Source organism: Parasphingorhabdus sp. NYA22, from assembly GCF_976973735.1.
Genome location: NZ_OZ333477.1, coordinates 248494 through 264579 on the forward strand (window position 1 = coordinate 248494; position 16086 = coordinate 264579).

The following is a 16086-nucleotide window of genomic DNA, read 5'->3' on the forward strand; positions in this document are numbered from 1 at the left end:
TTGTAGCAACGCTAGAGGCGAATATGCAGAGCCCCAATGCTCCATTTTGTCAGGACATTTTTGTTAGGGCCGGTCTTGCTGGAGGATGCTCAGGAAGACTGTTCGGTCAGCATCGCCTGCCAGCGCTGCATACCCGAGATCCAGCGTTCCGGATCGGCACCCTTCTGTTTGACATATTCGCCCACCTTGGGATGCGGAAGGATCAGGAAACGCTCATCACCCATCGCTTCGACGCAAATGTCGGCAACATGCTCCGGCGTCACGATCCCGTCCTTGGCAACAGTGGATGTGTCGACACCGGCAATCATCGGCGTGTCGACGCCTTGTGGGCAGAGAACCGAGACTTTCAGCCCTTCTGCGCCGTGGGTAATCGCCAGCCATTCGGCGAAACTGACCGCGGCATGTTTCGTCACGGAATAAGGCGCGGAACCGATCTGCGCCAGAAGCCCGGCCGCCGAGGCGGTGTTGAGCAGATAGCCGCCGCCACGTTCCAGCATCTTGGGCACCAATATCCGTGCGACCCGAATATGGGCCAACACATTGATGTCCCAGATATTCTGCCAGTCCGCGTCATCCACTTCGACACCGCCGCCGGTAATGATGCCGGCATTGGAGACGAACAGATCGATCGGGCCGATATCGGCTTCAACCGTTTCGATAAGACTGTTGATATCCGTGGCCAGTGACACATCGGTTTTGATCGCCACCCCGCCGATTTCGTCTGCGACTGCCTGCGCGCCGGCGAGATCACGGTCCGCGCAGATGACTTTCTTTGCCCCTTCCGCTGCAAACCTGCGAGCCATTGCCGCCCCGATACCGCTTGCGCCGCCGGTGATGACGATAATCTTGTCTTTCAATATCATTTTGATCTTGTCCCGCTTGAATAAATTAATCACTCGCTTAAAGATGCGGAGCGGTTAGAACAAGGACAAGATTACCCGCGGGCAGAAGCCCGCCCAAAAGTCTAGCCCGAAACAAAGGAGAGAAAAATGTACAGTCACATGATGGTCGGATCAAACGATATGGACCGCTCGAAGAAATTCTATGATGCATTGTTCGCAAGCGTTGGTGGCCCGGAAGCCATGGTCGATCCAAAGGGTCGTTTGATGTATATCCATAACGGCAGCATATTCATGGTCACGCCGCCGATCGACGGCAAGGATGCCACCTGCGGCAACGGCATGACAGTCGGATTTGCCATGGAAAATCCCGAACAGGCCGATGCCTGGCACAAGGCTGGCGTAGCAGCCGGTGGCACTGCGATCGAAGACCCTCCTGGAGTCCGGGACAATCCCGGCATGAAACTCTATCTCGCTTATTTGCGTGATCCGGATGGCAACAAGCTCTGCGCCCTGCACCAGATGGGCTGAACCATATGCCGAACAAGAGCATCCGCATCGGCGGCGCGAGCGGCTTTTGGGGCGAAAGCGCCATGGCCACTCCGCAGCTGCTCGGTGCGGGTGTGGATTATCTCGTCTATGATTATCTCGCCGAGATCACCATGTCGATCATGGCGCGGGCGCATGCCAAGGATCCGGCAGCGGGCTATGCCGGCGACTTCATCAGTGCCGTCCTGAAACCCCATGCCAAGGCAATTGCCGCACAAGGGGTGAAGGTCATTGCCAATGCAGGCGGTGTCAATCCGGCGTCCTGCGGCGAGGCAGCGCGCACCCTGCTCAAGGAGCTGGGCCTGGACCTCAAGGTTGCGGTCATCACCGGCGACAATCTGCTGACTGAACTGGATGCGATTGCAACCAGCGCGCCAACCGAGATGTTCACCGGCGCGGCTTTTCCGGCCAAGGAAAAAATCGCCAGCATCAACGCCTATCTCGGCGCTTTCCCGATAGCGCGCGCGCTTGCAGAGGGCGCGGATATTGTGATCACCGGCCGCTGCGTTGACAGCGCGGTGACGCTCGGTGCCTGCATCCACGAATTCGGCTGGACCGCAAGCGACCATGATCTTCTCGCCAGCGGAAGCCTCGCGGGCCACCTGCTGGAATGCGGGCCGCAAGCCACCGGCGGCAATTATACCGACTGGGAAGACGCCGGTGACATATCCAGTATCGGCTATCCGATTGGTGCGGTTTCCGCTGACGGGTCGTTCACCGTCAGCAAGCCCGAAGGCACTGGCGGCTGTGTGACGGTCGGCACCGTCTCCGAACAGATGCTCTATGAAATCGGGGATCCGCAAGCCTATATGTTACCCGACGTGGTATGCGATTTTTCGAGCGTCGAAATCACCCAGACCGGCCCGGACATAGTCCGCGTTTCTCCTGCAATGGGCTATCCTGCACCGGACCATTACAAAACCTGCCTGACCTATGGCGAAGGTTTCCGCGGCGGGACCTATGTCAGTTTCTACGGCTTTGACGCAGCGCGCAAAGCGCAAAAATTCTGCGACAATGTCTTTCTCCGCGCCAACAAAATCCTGCGCGGTCACAATCTCGGGAACTATAGCGAAACCAGTGTCGAGTTGATCGGTGCGGAAAGCCAGTTTGGCGATTATACGTCCGGCCATGAACCGCGCGAAGTCGTCGCGAAAATTGCGGCCAAACATAGCGAAGCCGCAGCAATCGGCATATTATTGCGCGAGCTGACCGGCCTTGGGCTGGCAACGCCGCCAGGACTGGGCAGCTTTTCCGGTGCACGCGCGAAACCGTCGCCCGTGGTACGATTGTTTTCCTATCTCACACCGAAAGCTGCCGTGACCATCGCGATCGATGTCGACGGCAAAAAAATCGCATTCCAGGATACCGAAGGAGCGTCTTTCGATCCGGCTGCAATCAAACGACCACTTCCTCCGCAAGCACCGGATGAGCCGGATGCCGGGATCACCGTACCGCTGATCCAGCTGGCCTGGGCGCGTTCCGGTGACAAGGGCAACAAGGCCAATATCGGCGTGATCGCGCGCGATCCGGCCTGGCTTCCCTATATCTGGGCGGCGCTGACCCCGGACTCGGTCGCCAAGCGTTTCGCCCACTTTATCGAGGGTGGCGCGAGTACCGCAAAAGTCGAAAAATATTATATGCCCGGCGCTCACGCGATCAACTTTCTGATCGACGCGGTGCTTGGCGGCGGCGGTGTCGCGAGCATCAGAAATGATGCCCAGGGCAAAGGCTATGGCCAAATATTGCTCGCCCATCCGGTTGCGATACCGGCGGCGCTCGCCGAACAACTGAATTGAAAAGGACTGAATTGATGATGCAGGAAGCCCGGGATTTCAAGGACGAGAGCGACACGCTCGCAGCCGTGCTCGCCGATTCAGGTGACGATGTCTTTGGCACCGTCACCCAGTTCAAGGGCTGGACGATAGAAGATGTGATTGGCCACCTCCATATCTGGAACGCGGCCGCGCTGATGACGCTCGAGGATCCGGATGCTTTCAAGCAGTTCCTTCGTGAAATGATGGGCGCGTTCAAGACCGGCAAAGGTCATGTCGATGTGCAATATGAATGGCTGGACCAGCATGCCGGCGGAATTCGTGGCAAGGCCCTGTTCGATGCCTATTGCGACTATTATCCAAAGCTCGCTGCAGCTTATGGCGAAGCCGACCCCGAACTTCGCGTCGCCTGGGCCGGGCCGGACATGACCACAAGGTCAAAAATCATCGCCCGCCAGATGGAAACATGGTCGCACGGGCAGGAGATATTCGACATATTGGGGCAGGACCGCCAGGACGGTGACCGCATCCGCAATATCGCCCATCTCGGCGTTACCACTTATGGCTGGACCTTCCGCAACCGGCGTCAGGAACCGCCTGCACCAAAGCCGTTCGTCCAGCTGACCGCGCCATCGGGTGCCGTCTGGGAGTGGAATGACCCGCAGGAAGATAATGTTGTACGCGGCAGCGCGGTTGAGTTTTCCCAAGTCGTGACCCAGACCCGCAATATCGACGACACTTCGCTCGAGACGGTCGGTGACACCGCCCGCCAGTGGATGGAAATCGCCCAATGCTTTGCTGGTGGACCGGAAACCCCGCCGGCCAAGGGAACACGGAGTGCCGTAACTAGCTGAATGGAGGAGATGATGACCACCAGCGACCGCATAGCCGCCCTCGCCTCGTTCTTTTCCTGCTCGCCGGAAGAAGCCGGGCGAGTGGATGCCGCAACCCGGCTGGTACATTATCGCCACAAGGATATCCTCGCCCATCAGGGCGATCTCGGTGCGAAACTCTGGATCGTGCTGGAAGGCCGGGCCCAGCTGCAAATCATCGGCATGGATGGTCAGACCAAATTGCTCGCCGCTCACGGGCCCGGCGAATTATTCGGCGCTTTCCCGCACGAGCGGATCGTGATCTCCGATGTCGTGGCGCAGACCCGGCTGTCCGCTCTCGAAATTCCCACGGCAAAGATGACTGCCCTATTGCAGGAAGAAGCCCGCATCGGCAGCGGCCTGTCGAAAATATTGGGGCGGCAATATAATGCGGTACTCGACCGGATGGCGGCACGCATCACCCTGACCGCCAATGGCCGGGTCTATGCCGAATTGCTGCACGAAGCGGGCGAGGAGGGCCGGATAGCGCCGCCGCCGGTGATCGCGGCGCTGGCTTTATCCGCCCAGACCACGCGCGAGACCGGATCGCGGGCAATCAATGCGCTGGAACGGCGCGGGATCATCCGGCGCGATGACGAGCGGCTGGAGATCCTGTCGCGCGGCCTGCTCGAAGAACTGGTGGTCTGAACCGCTACCGCTCAGACCAGCGACCATAGAGGCACTGGGCCGTGCGCGGTCTGCAATTCACCGATCTCCTCGACCGCGTGGCTGCCCGGTTCAAGCGTCAAAACCATCGCGGATTTATAGTCGGTCAGAACCGCTCCCCCACTGGATGCGCGCGCCATATCGCCGGCCTGCTCGAGCAGCGAGGCTGCGGGCCTTTGCGGGTCCATGATATCGATCAGCAAGCTGATCCGGCTGTCGGGATTATGCTGCAACAGCGACCGGCTGATCGATAGCAGTTCCGCAATATTGGTCGATATCCGATATCGGGCATCCCCTGCAGCCTGAAACGCACGGGCCGCTTCCGGAAGCTGGGACAGCGCATCACGATCAAGACCATCCGTCCAGAGAATTGCGGCAATCTCTCTTCTCTCCTCGCCCGAGGGCCCGGCAATCGATTGATGATCCGGCTTGCGGGCAACAGATATGGCAAATTGATCATGACCGCTATCGGCCCAGACCAGATGCTGGCGGCGCGGTTCATCGCCCCTCCCAGTGATCGTGAGCGCCTTGGGCCGGCTCTTCAGCACCCCGGCATTGCGGACGCATTGGCCCATGGCAACCAGATCGGCCAGTTCCACGGCGACCGCAAGCGACCGCTCGTCCTCATCGGGCAATTCGGTCAGCACATCCAGCGTCGCCGCCACCTCGGCCAGCGCATCAAAACGGGCAAGCCAATGATCCCCAAAAGGCGCAACCGACAATTCGCGAAAGCGATCGACCGGATAAGGCAAGGTGATATGGAGCTCGGCACCCGCATTGTGCAGCGCCTCGGCGATCAATATGTCCGCTCCCGCCGCCAGCGCGCCAAAACTGAAACCCGGCCGTTCCCTCGCGATGATCGCGTCAATATCCTGCCCGATTGTCACATCCGCCTCATCCAGTCCGATGATACCGCTGAAATAGAAGCTGGGGGGCGGACGATGCCGGTCCAGCCAGGCGGCGTCCCTGCCCTGCTCGGCCAAGATCAGTTCAAACTGGCCAATGGTCGCGGCATGGTCCTCCCACGCCCGAGGCAGTTTCGCGATCCCGTCAGCCAGCGCCGCGCGCGCACCGGTTTCATCGCCGAGCAAAAGCAAGGCCTCCGCCCGGGTCGCGGCGCGCCAATAGGCATTTTCGCCTTGCGCAGGATCGCTCTCCAGTAAATTGAGGGTCTCTTGCGCAAGCGAACGAGCCCGCTCAGGCTTACCCCCCAGCAACGCCAGCGCCGCGGCATTGATCAACGGATAACTATCCCGCTCCAGCGCAGCCGCCGCCGCATAAGCCTCGGCCGCTTCGCCATAGAGTTGGGCGCGGTCAGCCCCATCACAAGCCTTCGCCTGATCCTTGAGCAATCGGCCCTTGAGCGTTAGCGCCTTCGGATCATCAAGGCGCGTATCCCAACCGGAAGACTGAAACAGAGCCCACGCCTGCGCAGGGTTACCGGCGCGGGCGATGGAGAGGATTGATGCATGTGAACCCACAACTGCCAAAATTCAAGTCGCCGTGTTGTGCGGTGGGCCCGGCCAAGCGTCTTCAGGCGGCGCGATACCTTCGTCCAAATAATCAATCATAAAAGCAAAGATATATTTGTCTGCTTGTCTAACGCGAGACTCATCAAAAGTGATAGCCGCCCAAGCGTTATCCGGAAAATTTGTTGAACCACTCTCGGGATCGATGATTTTCATAGTCCCATTTGCATCGTCGGGAGCCAATATAAAGCTATCTCCAAACGCATCGTTGGGATTTCCGTTTGGAAGAACAATTGGCCGAACTGTTTTCTTAAACCTGGCGTCGGCATTAATAGAAAAAATGAGCAAATTTTTCTTGTCGTTATTTGGAAGTTTGATCGAAAGTTTTTTATACGCACCGGGATAGCCAATTGGAGTGTGCGATGTACTCGGTAGCTTCCCATCGAAAACTTCTCTGACTTTTTTCAATGCTTGCGGCCAGCTTTTACCAGCGCCTTTTTTCCCAATAAATGTATAGTGACCATCCGATCTATCTTTATCCAAGTTAAATTGGAAAAATACCAGCTTTGTGATGTCAAACAATGTACTCATGACTCTCTCCTTCTATAATTGTTGTTTGGCTCGGTCGAGAAGACCTCTCCAACTTGCATTTCCAGGGTCATGAAGAACAAGTTCTTCCCCCAAGGAAACTGCCATTCTTGCGAACGTAATTGCTCTTTTATGATTTCCCGCCTTTCGAAGTAGTTCAGCATATCCCATCCGAGATCGAACTGCTTGTTCCAGCCACTGCCAATTTTCCGGGTGAGATTTCATCAGACGGTCAATTATCGAAAGATGTTCGTCAAGTTGCTTCATCCCTTCAACTTCCCGGTTTTGCTGGATGAGAAAATCTCCATACCAAGCGCGCTTATTCGCCAGCTCTGATAAGTATTGAGAGTCATTCGGCACTCTTTCTGCAGCCTTCGACATCAGAGACAATGCTGTTGTACAATCAGTCTCGGAATCTGAGTTTAATATGCCTAATGACACTGTGATTGCACATAGATTTCCATAAATAGTAGCTGCCTGGCGGAGGTATTTCTCATCAGGCTTCACTCTTTCTAATGAATGAGAAAGCACCTTTGCCTTACGATTTAGATTTACGGCTAGGTTATCATGTTGCGCGTTGCGATGATGAAATGCCAAATACAGTAAACTCTGAATCTCAGCAAAAAGGAAGTCCGGATTCTCCGGATCCCGCGCCAGCAGAGCTTCCGTCACCCGGTGCGCCTCGGTGAATTTCGCCAGCGCATTGTCCAAATCACCCCGCTTCTCGTCATCCTCGCCCATCGCGTGCAAAATCCTTGCTCGCCGCTCCAGACTTTCGGCGGGCATGTCGGACAGGTCACCCTGGTCCTCGTAATAGTCCATCGCCCGTTCGTTGACCTTGGTCATCACGTCGAGCCGGCCGACGCCCTTCAGCTCGGTGCGCAAGTCGGTCAGCATATATTCGACCAGCCCTTCGGCTTCGGCCTGCTGATGCTGCGCTTCGTTGCGCGACTGGAGTGCGAATATTGTCATCCCGATCATGGCTAGCAGCGCGACCAGCGCGCCGCCCGTGACCGCCATCACGCGACGAATGCGGCGGGTCGCATCGCGCTGGACCAGCGCGTCGAGCGGGACACCGGCAATGCCCGCGACAATCTTCAGAAAGCCCAGCCGCCAGCCGTCACCTTCCTTGCGCAGGTCCGCCGCCAGTGGCTCGGTCCCATACCGCAACGCGGTGGGGAAAGCCTCTTCCGGCTCGCCCCGCACCAGGGCCGCCAGCACCGGTCGCCCCGGATGCAGCGCGCGGAACAGCTCGATTTCACGGGCAACCCATATCGATGCCTGGGCGTCGGGCGAGCAGATCACCACCAGCACCTGCGACCCCGACAGCGCCTGCTTCACTGATTCCGAAAGATCCTCCGCCGCAGGCAAGTCTTCGCGATCACGGAAAATCCGTCCGAGGCGACCATTGTCCGGATCATCGGTCTGGCGATCACGCAAATGTTGCGGCAGCCGGTAAGTCTCGATTTTCCTGTGGAGTTTTTGCGCGATGGTAGCATCGGCATGGCTGTAACTGACAAAGGCGCGAAAACGCACCGCTTGCGGATCAGATTTCTCTGCGTCTCCCAATTTTGCCCCGCGATCGAATGTTCAGACGACATTTGCCCGATAGCTTCCGGTCAAAGGGTATCGCGATTCCCGATCACTGTCACGGATTAAAATTCGGGTTGGATTTCCCCGTACACTTGGTCAGATTCCTGAGCGAAGAAACGCCAACCCGGGCATTCGGGAAAAACGATTATGCGCGTGCGACAACAGACAGTTTGGCGCCAAGACAGACTCACACCGTACGCAGCTGGTCCGCCCCGATCGCGACTTTTGTTTTGGCGCCCATGATCTCCATCAGGACCCAGACGCGCCGGTCGGGCGTGATCTTGACGACCTCGGCCGCAAAATTGGTAAAGGGCCCCTTGGTCAGGGTAACCTGGTCACCAGGCTGCAGTATTTTGGGCGGGAGCAATTTGCCGCTGTCATCACAGCTCAGCATTAGCTGCGCCATAAGATCTGGCGGCACCGCCGCGGGCTTTTCGCCAAAATTTACCAGCCGCGTGACACCGTAAGTCGACTTCACTCTCCGCCACAGCCCGTGGGCGACATCAAAAGCCACGAATATATAACCGGGGAACAGGGGCTGCCTGGTGGTGATGAACTTGCCGTTATGCTGCCGCGTTTGCTCTTCCATGGGCAAAAAGGTCTGAAAGCCTTGCCGCTGGAGGTTTTTGTCTGCGATATTGGCACAGTTCGGTTTCAGCTGCGCCAGAAACCAGCTGATCTCGCGATCATGGCATGCCATTTCAAACCTCCTACGCTCTTGCGTTTCACCTATCGCTCAAGCTCGACCAGATGCAAGTGAGCTTTTCCAAAAATGATGTGATAATGCAATGACCACCATGTCTCAGACGGAGCGACCGCTCGATCAGACGGCCTGCTGCAGGAGCTCGGTTCAAGCTTGTGCGGGCTGGACAGCTCCGTTATGCAATCGCTCGCTGCAACCAGCGGTTGACTGTGTTTCGGGAAATATTGGCAATATCCGAAACCGGACCATCGACAAAGATGGTCTTGCATTCGGTTAAGCACGCCATAGCGAGGGCCATGGCCCCGGATGTTTTCACTTTAAGACTTGTTAGCAAGCGCAGCAATATGCTATCGTTCAAAAATGAACGGTGTAGATTCCATTCTATCCCTCGAGTTTTTGAATCGCTGGGCGCCGGTGGGCAGGCCTAGTGCGGTAGCCTGAGAAAAATCAGCCTTATTATATGACAAACAAACGCAGCAAGCTTCAGGAAGACACACGCTTTCGTGTTCTTCGTCTTCTCGACGACAATCCCGAAATGTCTCAGCGGGAAATGGCGAAGGCCGTCGGGGTCAGCGTCGGAGCCATGCATTATGTGCTCAATGCGTTGATCGAAAAAGGCCTGGTAAAGCTCGGGAATTTCACCGCCGCAGAAGACAAGCGTCGCTATGCTTACAAGCTGACCCTGCAGGGGATTGCCGAAAAAGCGGCGATGACGCGGCGGTTTTTGTTGCGGAAAATTGAAGAGCATGAGGCTCTTAAGGCCGAAATAGACAGCCTCACCGCAGAGCTTCCTGAGGCTCAATTACCCCAATCTAGCGATGGTCTCAAAAGCGAATGACCGGGCGTCACGAAATTGCCACTCGCACCGTTTATCCGGAAAACGATTGCCCGCGATCACATAAATCGCTCTATCGCCTAGTTTTTCGAACTTTGCGCAACAAGAATATTGGCGCACCGGCCGAGAACTGGCGCGCACAAACCGCATTTGAACATTTAGTAAAGGGAACTATCGGACAATGAAAATTGCAATGATCGGCACGGGTTATGTGGGACTTGTCTCGGGTGTGTGTTTTTCGGATTTCGGCCATGATGTGATCTGCGTCGACAAACTACCGGAAAAGATCGCCCAGCTGGAACGCGGAGAAGTTCCGATTTACGAGCCCGGACTGGACGCTGTCATGGAGCGTAACGTGGCGGCTGGCCGGTTGAGTTTCACGACGGATCTGGCCGCAGCGGTCGATGGCGCGGACGCGGTGTTCATCGCCGTCGGAACGCCGACACGGCGCGGTGACGGCCATGCAGACCTGACCTATGTCATGGCTGCCGCCGAGGATATCGCCGAGGCTCTGACCGGATATGCCGTGGTGGTGACCAAATCGACAGTGCCCGTGGGCACCAATCGCAAGGTCGAGGCGGTAATCCGCGCTGCCAATCCGGAGGCCCAGTTTGACGTAGCTTCGAATCCCGAATTCCTGCGCGAAGGCGCCGCGATCGACGATTTCATGAAACCCGATCGCGTGGTCGTGGGCGTCGAGAGCGAACGCGCGAAGGCGGTCATGGGTGACATTTACCGCCCGCTTTTCCTGCGCGAGTTTCCGGTCGTCTATACGGATCTGGAATCGGCCGAGATGATCAAATATGCGGCCAATGCCTTTCTGGCTACGAAGATCAGCTTCATCAACGAAATTGCCGCGCTCTGCGAGCGGGTCGGCGCCGACGTCAAGTCTGTCGCCAAGGGCATCGGACTGGATGGCCGGATCGGCAACAAATTCCTGCATGCCGGGCCGGGCTATGGCGGCTCCTGTTTTCCCAAGGACACCAGCGCTCTGGCACGGATCGGTCAGGAACATGGTGTTCCCCAGCGCATTACCGAGACGGTAATCGAGGTCAACGAAGCGATCAAACGCCGGATGATCGACAAGCTGCTCGACCTGTGCGGCGGGTCAGTCAACGGCAAGACGATTGCTGTCATGGGGGTCACTTTCAAACCCGAGACTGACGATATGCGCGATGCACCTTCGCTAACCATCGTTCCCGCGCTGGTGGGCGGCGGCGCCAACGTCCGCGTCTGCGATCCCCAGGGATTGCGCGAAGGCAAGACGCTTCTACCGGGTGTGACCTGGGTCGACGACGCCTATGAGGCAGCAACCGACGCGGATATCGTGGTCATTCTGACCGAGTGGAACGAATTTCGTGCGCTCGACCTTGCGCGTCTCGCGGGTGGCATGGCCGCACCGGTCATGGCCGATCTGCGTAATGTCTATGATCGCGACTCGGTTCTGGCCGCCGGGTTCACTCAATATGTCGGAGTCGGACGATGAGAACCGCATTTATAACGGGAACCGGCGGATTCATCGGCTTTCATCTGGCCGAACTGCTACTCCAGGAGGGCTGGACGGTAGCCGGCTATGACGGAATGACCGACTATTACGACGTTCGTCTGAAAGAACGCCGGATCGAGTTGCTCAGCCAGCATCCGAAATTCTCTTTTACCCAAGCCATGCTGGAAGATAATGATACGCTGCAGGCCGCCGTCGCAGAGGCCGCGCCCGATATAATCGTCCATCTCGCGGCCCAGGCAGGGGTACGGTACAGTCTGGAAAATCCGCGTGCCTATATCGACGCCAATATCGTCGGCACGTTCAACGTGATGGAAGCCGCGCGCGCGGTCCCGGTGCAGCATCTGCTGATGGCCTCGACCAGTTCGGCTTATGGTGCCAATACCGAAATGCCCTTTGCCGAGACGCAGAAAGCGGACACGCCGCTGACCATCTATGCCGCGACCAAGAAAGCGAACGAGGCGATGGGCCATTCTTATGCCCATATCTACGGCCTGCCGACGACGATGTTTCGGTTCTTCACCGTCTATGGTCCGTGGGGACGGCCGGACATGGCGTTGTTCAAATTCACCAAGGGGATTTTGGAAGGCACGCCGATCGACATTTATAACAATGGCGATATGTCGCGTGACTTTACCTATGTCACTGATCTCGTGCGCGGGATCCGGTTGCTGATCGACGCGGTGCCGGGCGGACCGGAAACCGCGGTCGAGAACGACAGCCTGTCACCAGCCGCACCGTTCCGGGTGGTCAATATCGGCAATTCCGACAAGGTCCGCCTGCTGGATTTCGTGGAAGCGATAGAGGATGAACTGGGCAAAAAGGCGATCCGCAATTACATGCCGATGCAAACCGGCGACGTACCCGCTACCTGGGCGGATGCTGGGGTATTGCAGCAGCTGACCGGATATAAGCCGCATACACCTTTCCGCGAAGGCGTAGCCGACTTCGTGCGCTGGTACCGCGAATATTATGATGCCTGACTGCATCCTTGGCTATTGGTCCGAGAATCAGGGCTTCCCGCTTGCCGTTTATTTCGGCCGATCAGACCTTTGCCCATTGCCAAATATTTCCCCGCCAATTCCTTTAACATTCAAAGCCTCTTCGCAACCGTACTACGATCCCCGATAATTGAAATCAGCCAAATCATGAATGCATTATTTCGGAATCTCAATATCGACAAGCAACCAGCGTGTTGTTGCGGGCGTTCAATTTAGCCCTTGCTTCCATCTGAAACCTGTTGGTTTTTCCCATGGTGACAAGCATCGCACGCATAGAAGAAGGATTGACTATGAAGATCATTATGAAGCCTGCTTTCCTCGCTCTTGCGCGCCTATCTAAGCGGTTCTCCCGCGCAAACCTATATGAATGGCTAGCCGAGGATCTGGCAACCCTGCCACCAAATGCCCGCATATTGTGCATCGGAGCGGGCGGCTTATTGGATAATATGATCAAGCAAACGCCGGGAACCGATGCCGTGTCGATCGACATAGACGAGGCGCGAAACCCTGACATCGTGATGGACACTACCGCGATGACGTTCGAAGACCAACGATTCGATGCGGTTTATATGATGGAAGTACTGGAACATGTCACATCCCCGCGTGCGGCATTAAGCGAAGTACAGCGCGTGCTCAAGGATGGCGGGCGCTTCGTGATGAGTACGCCCTTTATCTTCGGAATTCATGAGGAACCATGGGATTATTGGCGCTTTTCGCGACATGGTTTGGAACATCTGCTTACGGGTTTCACCGAGCAAAAAATCCGGCCTCGGAACGGATATTATACATCTATCGTGGTGTTGTTCATGCGGACAATCTTTTCGCCGGGACGCAAGCGCCAGCTCATCGGTGGACTGGCCATAATATTGGGGCTACCGTTTTTTGCGCTGCTCGTCTTGCTTGATCGCATTTCGCCCGATCACCGCTGTACTACTGGTTATTTCGTCACATGTCTCAAACCATCGCTTCAAAGAGAAACTATATGAATCACCATGACTCCGTAATTGGAATCATCGGGCTCGGCTATGTTGGCCTGCCGTTAGCTGTTGAATTCGGGCGGAAGCGGCCGGTTGTCGGTTTTGACGTCAATCAGGCGCGCATCGATGCGCTGACAAGAGGCGAGGATACGACGCTGGAAGTCACGGCGGATGCACTGGCTACCAGCGAGCATCTGCGTTTCACCGCCAATCCCGAGGATCTGGCTTCCTGTTCTATCTACATCGTCACTGTGCCGACGCCTATCGATGCGCACAAACGTCCTGACCTGACTCCGCTTGTGCGCGCTTCCGAAACCATCGGACAGATATTGAAAAAAGGTGACATCGTAATTTACGAATCGACAGTCTATCCTGGAGCAACCGAGGAGGATTGTGTTCCCGTGCTGGAACGGACCTCCGGATTGAAATTTAACGTCGATTTTCATGTCGGCTACAGTCCCGAGCGGATCAATCCCGGGGATGAGGCACGCCGACTGCCCGACATCCTCAAAGTAACATCGGGCTCTACCCCTGAAATCGCGGAAATTGTTGACGATCTATATGCGTCGATAATCACCGCCGGCACCTATCGGGCGGAATCGATCCGAGTTGCCGAAGCGGCCAAAGTCATCGAAAACACTCAACGCGACCTGAATATCGCCCTAGTCAATGAACTGGCGATCATCTTCAACCGGATGGGCATAGATACCGAAGCCGTGCTCCGGGCCGCCGGGACCAAATGGAATTTCCTCCCGTTTCGCCCCGGGTTGGTGGGCGGTCACTGTATCGGGGTAGACCCCTATTATCTCACACACAAGGCGATGGAGATTGGCTATCATCCAGAGGTGATCCTCGCGGGACGGCGGGTGAATGACGGTATGGGCAGTCATGCGGTAGCCCAGATGATCAAGGCGATGCTGAATCGCGCAATCCAGATCAAGGCCGCCAGGGTTCTGGTGATGGGCCTGACGTTCAAGGAAAACTGTCCGGATCTTCGCAATACTCGCGTGATCGACATCATTCGCGAGTTCGAAAGCTATGGCGTTATTGTCGATGTGGTTGACCCATGGGCAAACCCGGACGAAGCGAAAAAAGAATATGACATATCGCTTTGCCCAACGCCTGAGCTAGGCTGCTACGATGGCGTACTTTTGGCCGTCCCGCACACGAAATTTGCCAATCTTGGAGCAGAATCTATCAGGGCATTTGGTCGCGATCCATCGATATTTTTCGATCTGAAAAGTGTCTTCGACCTTAGCGAAAGTGATCTCAGGCTGTGATCCCTGACATTGCGCAGCCACGAGCGTTGCGAGACCGGCTGTGAAAGCGCTGTTGCTCGGTCAGTTCGCGAGTCTAACCGGCAGCGGCCTGAAAGGGCAGTTGGCACGGGCGGGCGCGGGCGGACTCGGCGCCCGTATCCTGGCACTGGTTCTGACGCTACTTTCCTCCGTCGTACTGACACGAACGCTTGGCGTTGACGATTATGGGCTGTATGTCTTCGTCCTGTCGATAACCTCGCTGCTGGCCTTCCCAGTCCATATGGGGATACCCACCTTGCTTACGCGCGAAACTGCCCGCGCCGAAGTGACCCGCGACTGGGTTGCTTTTCACAGCATTCGAGTCTGGGCGTTGCGAATGAATATCGTCATGGGCGGTGTAATCGTTGCTGGCATTCTCGCTTATGTCTGGATCAAAGGTGATGCTTTCAGTCACGAAACCCGCCTTATCTATTGGCTCGCAGCAGCGTTGGTTTTACCGGTGGGCCTGGCAGGTACTCTGGGAGCAGTGTTGCGGGGACTTCGCCGAGTCGTGTTGGGGCAATTGCCAACGGAAGTGTTGCGCCCGCTGTTTATCATCATCCTGATCACGTCTGTCTGGTACTTCAATCCGTCAACGCTGGCCGCCTCATCCGCGTTGGCTGTAAACCTCGTGGCGACAATGGGTATCCTGCTGATTGCAGCAGCGTTCCTCTGGCACGCAACGCCGTCGGAGAGCAAGGATGTAGGGGAGCGAGTCTTTCACAGCATGGTGTGGATCCGTGCAATTCTGCCATTGGCGATGATGTCCGGACTACAGTTGATCAACCAGAACGTTGATCTGGTCATGGTCGGCATATTCCGCAGCAATGCTGAGGTGGGGCAATATAAGATAGCCGTTTCGACGGCGGCCCTGGTGATCTTCGGCTTGTCTGCCATACAAATAGTCGCGATGCCCTATATCAGTCGCTTTTTCGCCGAAAATGACATGATCAGATTGCAGAGGCTCGCTGGCACTTGCGCCACAGCTTCGGTCTTGCTTGCGCTGCCGGTCGTGCTGATTCTCGGAATTTGGGGCAAAGATCTTCTGGCGATCATATATGGGGAATCATTCGTTGCTGCTTGGGAGCCGATGATGATCCTGTCGATTGCACAGCTGGTCAACGGATTCTTCGGTATCGTCTGGCCGCTCCTGGTGATGACAGGCCATGAGCGAAACGGCGTCTACGGCCTTCTGGCCGCGTCCTTGTTGAACGTTCCGCTCAATGCCTTGCTCATCCCTCCTTATGGTGTGGTGGGCGCGGCCATCGCGACAGGGATCTCAATCATCGTATGGAATCTTTTGTTCTGGTTTACGGTGCATCGCAAACTGGGGATCGATGGATCGATACTCGGATTGCTGCGATCGGTAAAAAAGGAACCCTCGGCATGATGCTCGACCATGGCGAAATGGCAGGCGACA

General features: G+C 56.5%; 15 protein-coding genes. 10 read left to right on the forward strand and 5 right to left on the reverse strand.

What is annotated here, in order from left to right:
• Positions 1-89 precede the first annotated feature (89 nt).
• On the reverse strand, positions 90-896 hold the full coding sequence (locus tag ACWFTY_RS01205) for an SDR family oxidoreductase (protein ID WP_447525581.1): 807 nt from the start codon (positions 894-896) through the stop codon (positions 90-92).
• 93 nt (positions 897-989) lie between these two features.
• Between ACWFTY_RS01205 and ACWFTY_RS01210 the strand changes: the two genes are divergently transcribed.
• Genes ACWFTY_RS01210 through ACWFTY_RS01225 form a run of 4 tightly spaced genes read left to right on the forward strand, consistent with a single transcriptional unit; the run spans position 990 to position 4680 of the window.
• Positions 990-1370: a VOC family protein gene (locus tag ACWFTY_RS01210; RefSeq protein ID WP_447525582.1), complete on the forward strand. Its 381-nt coding sequence runs from the start codon at positions 990-992 to the stop codon at positions 1368-1370.
• A 5-nt stretch (positions 1371-1375) separates the two neighbouring features.
• Positions 1376-3184, forward strand: coding sequence for an acyclic terpene utilization AtuA family protein (locus ACWFTY_RS01215; protein ID WP_447525583.1), 1809 nt, complete (start codon positions 1376-1378; stop codon positions 3182-3184).
• A 14-nt stretch (positions 3185-3198) separates the two neighbouring features.
• Positions 3199-4014: a TIGR03084 family metal-binding protein gene (locus tag ACWFTY_RS01220; protein WP_447525584.1), complete on the forward strand. Its 816-nt coding sequence runs from the start codon at positions 3199-3201 to the stop codon at positions 4012-4014.
• 9 nt (positions 4015-4023) lie between these two features.
• Complete coding sequence (locus ACWFTY_RS01225) at positions 4024-4680, forward strand: Crp/Fnr family transcriptional regulator (protein ID WP_447525585.1); 657 nt, start codon at positions 4024-4026, stop codon at positions 4678-4680.
• 11 nt (positions 4681-4691) lie between these two features.
• Here ACWFTY_RS01225 and ACWFTY_RS01230 read toward each other — a convergent pair whose 3' ends face one another.
• The 4 genes from ACWFTY_RS01230 to nusG form a co-directional block, all read right to left on the reverse strand.
• Positions 4692-6179, reverse strand: a complete 1488-nt coding sequence (locus tag ACWFTY_RS01230; RefSeq protein ID WP_447525586.1) for a tetratricopeptide repeat-containing protein — start codon at positions 6177-6179, stop codon at positions 4692-4694.
• 12 nt (positions 6180-6191) lie between these two features.
• Complete coding sequence (locus tag ACWFTY_RS01235; protein WP_447525587.1) at positions 6192-6758, reverse strand: hypothetical protein; 567 nt, start codon at positions 6756-6758, stop codon at positions 6192-6194.
• A gap of 12 nt (positions 6759-6770) precedes the next feature.
• On the reverse strand, positions 6771-8324 hold the full coding sequence (locus ACWFTY_RS01240; protein ID WP_447525588.1) for a TIR domain-containing protein: 1554 nt from the start codon (positions 8322-8324) through the stop codon (positions 6771-6773).
• A gap of 211 nt (positions 8325-8535) precedes the next feature.
• Positions 8536-9048: a transcription termination/antitermination protein NusG gene (nusG, locus tag ACWFTY_RS01245; RefSeq protein WP_447525589.1), complete on the reverse strand. Its 513-nt coding sequence runs from the start codon at positions 9046-9048 to the stop codon at positions 8536-8538.
• Positions 9049-9511: 463 nt separating this feature from the next.
• On the opposite strand from nusG, the gene ACWFTY_RS01250 reads away from it, so the two are divergent.
• The 6 genes from ACWFTY_RS01250 (at position 9512) to ACWFTY_RS01275 (ending at position 16056) form a co-directional block, all read left to right on the forward strand.
• The gene (locus ACWFTY_RS01250) at positions 9512-9889 is read left to right on the forward strand and encodes a MarR family EPS-associated transcriptional regulator (protein ID WP_447525590.1); all 378 of its coding nucleotides are present in this window, start codon (positions 9512-9514) and stop codon (positions 9887-9889) included.
• A gap of 178 nt (positions 9890-10067) precedes the next feature.
• Positions 10068-11372 (forward strand): UDP-glucose dehydrogenase family protein, encoded by a 1305-nt coding sequence (locus ACWFTY_RS01255; RefSeq protein ID WP_447525591.1) that lies wholly within the window; start codon positions 10068-10070, stop codon positions 11370-11372.
• On the forward strand, positions 11369-12373 hold the full coding sequence (locus tag ACWFTY_RS01260; RefSeq protein WP_447525592.1) for an SDR family NAD(P)-dependent oxidoreductase: 1005 nt from the start codon (positions 11369-11371) through the stop codon (positions 12371-12373). Before ACWFTY_RS01255 ends, ACWFTY_RS01260 begins: the two co-directional genes overlap by 4 nt.
• A gap of 308 nt (positions 12374-12681) precedes the next feature.
• Positions 12682-13377, forward strand: a complete 696-nt coding sequence (locus tag ACWFTY_RS01265) for a class I SAM-dependent methyltransferase (RefSeq protein WP_447525593.1) — start codon at positions 12682-12684, stop codon at positions 13375-13377.
• On the forward strand, positions 13374-14648 hold the full coding sequence (gene tviB, locus ACWFTY_RS01270) for a Vi polysaccharide biosynthesis UDP-N-acetylglucosamine C-6 dehydrogenase TviB (protein WP_447525594.1): 1275 nt from the start codon (positions 13374-13376) through the stop codon (positions 14646-14648). The genes ACWFTY_RS01265 and tviB overlap by 4 nt, the downstream gene beginning before the upstream one ends.
• A 40-nt stretch (positions 14649-14688) precedes the next feature.
• Positions 14689-16056, forward strand: coding sequence for a flippase (locus ACWFTY_RS01275; protein ID WP_447525595.1), 1368 nt, complete (start codon positions 14689-14691; stop codon positions 16054-16056).
• The last annotated feature ends 30 nt before the right edge of the window (positions 16057-16086 follow it).

Excerpts from the sequence above, each read along its gene's own strand:
- ACWFTY_RS01265 (WP_447525593.1), top strand. The coding sequence starts at position 12,682 with ATGAAGATCATTATGAAGCCTGCTTTCCTCGCTCTTGCGCGCCTATCT.
- ACWFTY_RS01220 (WP_447525584.1), top strand. The coding sequence starts at position 3,199 with ATGATGCAGGAAGCCCGGGATTTCAAGGACGAGAGCGACACGCTCGCA.
- tviB (WP_447525594.1), top strand. The coding sequence starts at position 13,374 with ATGAATCACCATGACTCCGTAATTGGAATCATCGGGCTCGGCTATGTT.
- ACWFTY_RS01255 (WP_447525591.1), top strand. The coding sequence starts at position 10,068 with ATGAAAATTGCAATGATCGGCACGGGTTATGTGGGACTTGTCTCGGGT.
- ACWFTY_RS01250 (WP_447525590.1), top strand. The coding sequence starts at position 9,512 with ATGACAAACAAACGCAGCAAGCTTCAGGAAGACACACGCTTTCGTGTT.
- ACWFTY_RS01215 (WP_447525583.1), top strand. The coding sequence starts at position 1,376 with ATGCCGAACAAGAGCATCCGCATCGGCGGCGCGAGCGGCTTTTGGGGC.
- ACWFTY_RS01235 (WP_447525587.1), bottom strand. The coding sequence starts at position 6,758 with ATGAGTACATTGTTTGACATCACAAAGCTGGTATTTTTCCAATTTAAC.
- ACWFTY_RS01260 (WP_447525592.1), top strand. The coding sequence starts at position 11,369 with ATGAGAACCGCATTTATAACGGGAACCGGCGGATTCATCGGCTTTCAT.
- ACWFTY_RS01210 (WP_447525582.1), top strand. The coding sequence starts at position 990 with ATGTACAGTCACATGATGGTCGGATCAAACGATATGGACCGCTCGAAG.
- ACWFTY_RS01225 (WP_447525585.1), top strand. The coding sequence starts at position 4,024 with ATGATGACCACCAGCGACCGCATAGCCGCCCTCGCCTCGTTCTTTTCC.
- nusG (WP_447525589.1), bottom strand. The coding sequence starts at position 9,048 with ATGGCATGCCATGATCGCGAGATCAGCTGGTTTCTGGCGCAGCTGAAA.